The sequence below is a fragment of the Kitasatospora sp. NPDC091257 genome (genome assembly GCF_044757675.1).
GTDB lineage: Bacteria > Actinomycetota > Actinomycetes > Streptomycetales > Streptomycetaceae > Kitasatospora > Kitasatospora lactacystinica.
In genome coordinates this window covers 1-6,004 of sequence record NZ_JBIVVI010000522.1, presented here as the reverse complement: position 1 = coordinate 6,004, position 6,004 = coordinate 1, and the positions used below count along the sequence as shown (strand labels likewise).

Below are 6,004 nucleotides of genomic sequence, written 5' to 3'. Positions count from 1 at the left end.
CGTTCAGGGGGCCGTGCGGCGCCGTGGGGTCAGGGGCAGCGCACGACCTGGCCGGCGTAGGCCAGGCCCCCGCCGAAGCCGAAGAGCAGGACCGGGTCGCCGGGCGAGAGCTCGCCGCGCTCGACCAGCTTGGAGAAGGCCAGCGGGATGGAGGCGGCCGAGGTGTTGCCCGAGTGGACCACGTCCCGGGCCACCACCGCGTCCTCGCCGAGCCCCAGCTTGCGGGCGATCGTGTCGATGATCCGCAGGTTGGCCTGGTGCGGGACGAAGCCCTTCAGCTCGGACGGGTCGATCCCGGCCCGCTCGCAGGCCTGGCGGGCCAGCGGGGCGAGCTGGGTGGTGGCCCAGCGGAAGACCGCCTGGCCCTGCTGGCTGATCACCGGGTCCCAGCCGGTGATCACCACGGCGTCGCCCCGCTCCGGCTCGGAGCCCCAGACCACCGGCCCGATGCCGGGCTCGCCGCCCTCCTCCTGGGCCTCGATCACCGCGGCGCCGGCGCCGTCGCCGAAGATCACGCAGGTGGAGCGGTCGGTCCAGTCGAGCGTGTCGGACATCCGCTCGGCGCCGATCACCAGGGCGCGGCGGGCCGAGCCGGCCCGGATCGCGTGGTCGGCGGTGGCCAGGGCGTACGAGAAGCCGGAGCAGACCGTGTTGATGTCGTACGCGGCGGGCGAGCGCACGCCCAGCCGGGCGGCCACCGCGGCGGCGGTGTTGGGGCTGCGCTCGATCGCGGTGCAGGTGGCGACCACGACGAGGTCGATCTCCTCGGCGGTCCGGCCGCTGTTGGCGAGGGCCTTCTGCGCCGCCTCGGTGGCGAGGTCGACCAGGCTCTCCTCCTCGGCGATGTGCCGGGTGCGGATGCCCACACGGGTGCGGATCCACTCGTCGTCGGTGTCGACGAGCCCCGCCAGGTCGGCGTTGGAGAGGACCTTGGGGGGCTGGTAGTGCCCGAGTGCCACAATGCGAGAACCGCTCATACTGCCATGGAACCGGGTTACCCGCTGGTCAGCATGGTATGACCGGCGACAGGATCCGCCCCCTCGATCTGTAGGAGGTGGACAAGGGGCCTTGGGGGGCCCGGGTTCCGCGTACGCCGAGGTCAGGCGGCCAGCGCGGCGGTGTCGCCCATCACGATGACCGGGTGGGCCGCCGGGTCCAGGGTGCGGATCAGCTGGGCCATCTTGTCCTCGGGGATCGACACGCAGCCGTGGGTCGGGCCGTCGTGGTCCACGTGGAGCCAGATGCCGCCGCCCTTCTTGGAGCCCATCGGGCGGCGCGTGTCGAGCGGGGAGTTGCCGGCGACGCGGTTGTAGTTGATCGCGACCACGTAGTCGAAGGAGCCGGCCAGCTGGTCCCCGAAGAAGCCCGTGCCGGAGACCACGAAGCTCGGGTCCTTGTCGTACGGGAGCTTGCTGCCCGGGTCCGCCTTGCGGCCGCCCGCGTCGGTGAGGTTGAACACGCCGATCGGGCTGCGCAGGTCGCCCTCGTTGTGGTCGGTGGTCCAGCCGTTCTTGCCGTTGTGGCCCTGCCAGGTCTCGCCGGCCAGCCAGCGGCCCTCGGAGGTGCGGGTCCAGAGGGTGACGGCGTTCTTGTCGGTGTTCTTGTCCTGGCCGGAGGCGACCACGACCTGGGTGGTCTCGGCGGGTATCTGCGCGGTGAACTTCGCGCCGAGGCCGGGTATCGCGGCGACCGAGCCGTCCGTACGGGTCTGGCTGCGGTCGGCGGCCGGGGCCGCGGCCTGCCGGTCGGAGGCGGCCTGGGCGGCCGCGGGGGCCGGGCCGGGCTGGTCGGGCTTGCTGACGCCCTCCGGGCCGGGGCCGTCGGCGGCGGTGATGCCGGGCTTGGCGCCGTCCTGGCCGACGGCGTACCAGCCGGCGGTGGCGGCGACCAGCAGCGCGGTGCCGGCCATCACGGCCTTGCCGTGACGTTTCTGCTTGGCCTTGCGCCGCCGTCCCCGCGCGGCCGTCCGGCCACCCGCCACGGGCGCGGCGGCGAGCACCACGGGCGCGGCCTCGTAGCGGGCCTCGGACGCGGGTTCGTGGACGGGCTCGTGACGGGCGTCGGGCACGGGCTCGTAGCGGGCCTCGGGAACGGCTTCGTGAACGGGCTCGGCCCGGTAGACGGACTCGGCCTCGTAGCCGGGCTCGGCCGGGTACTGGACAGGCTCGGCCTCGTACGGCTGGAACGGCTGCCGGTACGCCTCGTAGTACCCGTCGGGGGCCTGCTCGTACGGCTGGTACTGGCCGTAGTAGGCGTCCTGCTGAACCGGCTGCTGGTACGGCTGGAAGCTCTCGTACTGCTGCTGCGGCATCAGGTCGACCGGCTCCTGCGTCGGCTGGTACGGCGGGTACGCGGTGGCACGATCAGAACCGGACATGCCGTCGATCCTGCCAAACGCCGTACCCGTTGGTAAACCCGGGCCCCGTGCGGAGGCCGTGAAGACAACCGCCGCCCGGGCCGACGGACGGCCGGGGCGGCGGAGGACTTCACGGACCGGAACGGGGTCAGAGGCGCATCGCCTGCGGGGACTCACGGCGCATCGGGTCCGGGCCGTCGTACTCGCGGATGACCTCGTAGCGGGTGTTGCGCTCCACCGGGCGGAAGCCCGCGTCGCGGATCAGCCCGAGCAGGTCGTCGCGGCCGAGCTTGTTCGGGGTGCCGAAGTTGTCCGCGTCGTGGGTGATCTTGTACTCGACCACCGAGCCGTCCATGTCGTCCGCGCCGTGGCTGAGCGCCAGCTGGGCGGTGGCGACGCCGTGCATCACCCAGAAGACCTTGACGTGCGGGACGTTGTCGAAGAGCAGCCGGGAGACCGCGAAGGTCTTCAGCGCCTCGGCGCCGGTGGCCATCTCGGTGCGGGCCATCAGCTTGTTGCGCACGACGCCGTCCTTGGAGTCGTGGAAGTCGTGCTGGTAGCGCAGCGGGATGAAGACCTGGAAGCCGCCGGTCTCGTCCTGGAGCTCGCGCAGCCGCAGCACGTGGTCCACCCGGTGGCGGGGCTCCTCGATGTGGCCGTACAGCATGGTGGCCGGCGTCTTGAGGCCCTTGCTGTGCGCGAGGCGGTGGATCCGCGACCAGTCCTCCCAGTGGGTGTCGTGGTCGACGATGTGCTGGCGGACCTCCCAGTCGAAGATCTCCGCGCCGCCGCCGGTCAGCGACTCCAGGCCAGCGTCGATCAGCTCGTCCATGATCTCGTCGGCGGACAGGCCGCTGATCTTCTCGAACCAGTGGATCTCGGTGGCGGTGAAGGCCTTCAGCGAGACGTTCGGCAGCGCCGCCTTCAGCTCCCGCAGCGAGCGCGGGTAGTAGCGCCACGGCAGGGTCGGGTGCAGGCCGTTCACGATGTGCAGCTCGGTGAGGGACTCGCTCTCCATCGCCTTGGCGAGGCGGACGGCCTCCTCGATGCGCATCGTGTACGCGTCCTTCTCGCCCGGCTTGCGCTGGAACGAGCAGTACGCGCAGGACGCGTTGCACACGTTGGTCATGTTGAGGTGGCGGTTGACGTTGAAGTGGACGACGTCGCCGTTCTTCCGCGTCCGCACGTGGTGGGCCAGCCCGCCCAGCCAGGCCAGGTCGTCGCTCTCGTAGAGCGCGATCCCGTCCTCGCGGGTCAGCCGCTCACCCGCGTAGACCTTCGCCTCCAGCTCGCGCTTGAGCCCTGCGTCCATGCGGTGACCCGCCTCCTCCGACATTCGATTCCTTGCCGGAATGAGCGTACGCCTATGCCGAGAGCAGCTCGGCGAGCAGTGTCGGGTCGATGTTGCCACCGCTGACCACGGCCGCCACCGCCTGGCCCCCGGTCTCGGCGGCGCGGTGGAAGTAGGCGGCCGGGGCGACCGCCCCGGAGGGCTCGGCGACCAGCCGGCCGCGGCGGGCCAGCACCGCCACGGTGGCGCGGATCTCGTCCTCGGTGACGGTGACGATGTCGTCCACGTAGGCGGTGACGTGCTCGAACGGCAGCACGCCGAGCGACGGGGTGCGCAGCCCGTCCGCGATGGTCCGGTAGGTGTCGGCGACCGGCCACTCGACCCGGCGGCCGGCCCGCAGGCTGGCCCGGGCGTCGGCGGCCAGCTCGGGCTCCACGCCGATCACCCGGATGCCGGGGCGGGTGAGCTTGAGCGCGGCCGCCGTCCCGCCGATCAGGCCGCCGCCGCTGACCGGCACCAGGACGGTGTCCAGCTCGGCCGGGGCGTCCTCGGCGATCTCCAGGCCGACCGTGCCCTGGCCCGCGATGATGAACGGGTCGTCGTACGGCGGGACCCAGACGTAGCCGTGCTTCCCGGCCAGCTCGGCGGGCAGGGTGTCCCGCTCCTCCGGCGCGACCAGGATCACCTCGGCGCCGAACGAGCGGGTGGCCTCCACCTTCACCGCGGGCGAGGTGTCCGGCATCACGATCACGGCCTTGATGCCGAGCGTCCGGGCCGCGTACGCCACCGCCTGCGCGTGGTTGCCGCTGGACTGGGCGACCACGCCCCGGGCGCGCTCGTCCTCGGTGAGCGCGGCCAGCCGGTTGTAGGCGCCGCGGGTCTTGAACGCCCCGGTCGGCTGGAGGTTCTCGGGCTTCAGCCAGAGCCGCCGTTCCCCCTCGGCCGCCCAGGGAGCGGGAACCAGTGGGGTGCGCACGGCGACCCCCGCGATCCGCTGCCGAGCCGCCCGCAGCTCCTCCAGACCGACCAGCGCCATGCGTCACTCTCCTACAGGAGGAAGTTCACTCACCCGGTTTTCCCACTTCGTGGAGAGTACGACGGTGGTGCGGGTTCGGGCCACGCCCTTCGTGCCCGAGATCCGCTTGACCACCGATTCCAGGCCGGCCACGTCGGCCACCCGGACCTTCAGCATGTACGAGTCGTCACCGGCGATGAACCAGCAGTCCTCGACCTCGTTGAGGTCCTTCAGCCGGAACGCCACGTCCTCGTGGTCCGCAGCGTCGGTGAGCTGAAGGCCGATCAGGGCCGTCACGCCGAAGCCGAGCGAGGCCGGGTTGACCGTCGCCCGGTAGCCGGTGATGACCCCGGCCTGCTCCAGGCGGTTGATCCGGTCCGTGACGCTCGGGCCGGAGAGCCCGACCAGGCGGCCCAACTCGGCGTAGGACGCGCGGCCGTTCTCCCGGAGCGCCTGGATGAGCTGTCTGTCCACCGTGTCCATATACCGTCCGCGTCCTTCCGAACCTCGCCAGACCCACAGATCATTATCCGGATTCAAAGGCGCCCTGCGCCGACCGACCCGGATATCGCAGAGAAGATACTCTCCCGCCCCCGGTCTCCTTACTCCCCCTCAGCCGGAGCGCCGTCACCGCCGGCCGTCCTGCGGGCGGCCGCGCCCAACTCCCCTTCCCAACGCAGGTACAGGGAATGCGGCACGTCGACGGCGTCCAGCACCCGCCCGGCCACGAAGTCCACGAGCTCGCGCACGGTGGAGCCGCCGGCGTAGAAACCGGGCGAAGCGGGCAGGACGACCGCCCCCTGCGCGTCGAGCTCCACCAAGTGCTTCAACGTCACCCCGTTGAGTGGTGTCTCGCGCACGCAGACGACGAGCGGGCGGCGCTCCTTGAGGGTGACGCTGGCCACGCGCTGCAGCAGGTCCTTGCTCAGGCCGAGCGCGATCCCGGCCACCGCGCCGGTGGTCGCGGGCACCACGAGCATGCCCTTGGCCGGGTAGGAGCCGCTGGACGGGCCGGCCGCGAAGTCCCCGGCGGGCCAGTAGCGGACGTCGTCCAGGCCCCGGTCGCTCCCGAGCCAGGCGGCCAGGTCGGCGCGCCAGTGGGCGTCCCGGAAGGAGATGCCGGTCTCGTCCAGGATGGTGAGCCGGGCGGCGCGGCTGACGATCAGGTCCACCGCCTCGCCGGCGGCCAGCAGCGCGCGGATCACCGAGGCCGCGTACGGCGTCCCCGACGCGCCCGAGACCCCGACCACCCACGGCTGACGCTTCGCAGTTCCCATGGGGCAATTCTGACCCGCCTCGACCTGCGCGTTCGGCCCGGGCCGGCCGGGAGGGGGTCCAGGAG

Annotated in this window: 6 protein-coding genes; all 6 read right to left on the bottom strand. The window is 72.1% G+C overall.

Annotated features, from left to right (window positions below; translation table 11 throughout):
- Positions 1–29: 29 nt before the first annotated feature.
- The 6 genes from ACIQOV_RS23285 to ACIQOV_RS23260 all read right to left on the bottom strand — a co-directional run bounded on the left by ACIQOV_RS23285 (position 30) and on the right by ACIQOV_RS23260 (position 5,939).
- Positions 30–977: a beta-ketoacyl-ACP synthase III gene (locus ACIQOV_RS23285; protein ID WP_380351308.1), complete on the bottom strand. Its 948-nt coding sequence runs from the start codon at positions 975–977 to the stop codon at positions 30–32.
- Positions 978–1,099: 122 nt separating this feature from the next.
- Complete coding sequence (locus ACIQOV_RS23280) at positions 1,100–2,377, bottom strand: L,D-transpeptidase family protein (protein WP_401051307.1); 1,278 nt, start codon at positions 2,375–2,377, stop codon at positions 1,100–1,102.
- A 127-nt stretch (positions 2,378–2,504) separates the two neighbouring features.
- Positions 2,505–3,668 carry an aminofutalosine synthase MqnE gene (gene mqnE, locus ACIQOV_RS23275; protein WP_401051306.1) on the bottom strand — a complete coding sequence of 388 codons (1,164 nt, stop codon included), beginning with the start codon at positions 3,666–3,668 and terminating at the stop codon, positions 2,505–2,507.
- 52 nt (positions 3,669–3,720) lie between these two features.
- Positions 3,721–4,683 (bottom strand): threonine/serine dehydratase, encoded by a 963-nt coding sequence (locus ACIQOV_RS23270; protein ID WP_359902870.1) that lies wholly within the window; start codon positions 4,681–4,683, stop codon positions 3,721–3,723.
- 3 nt (positions 4,684–4,686) lie between these two features.
- A complete protein-coding gene (locus ACIQOV_RS23265; RefSeq protein WP_030055719.1) occupies positions 4,687–5,145 on the bottom strand; it encodes an Lrp/AsnC family transcriptional regulator in 459 nt (152 codons plus the stop codon).
- 119 nt (positions 5,146–5,264) lie between these two features.
- The gene (locus ACIQOV_RS23260) at positions 5,265–5,939 is read right to left on the bottom strand and encodes a UbiX family flavin prenyltransferase (protein WP_359902867.1); all 675 of its coding nucleotides are present in this window, start codon (positions 5,937–5,939) and stop codon (positions 5,265–5,267) included.
- Positions 5,940–6,004 lie beyond the last annotated feature (65 nt).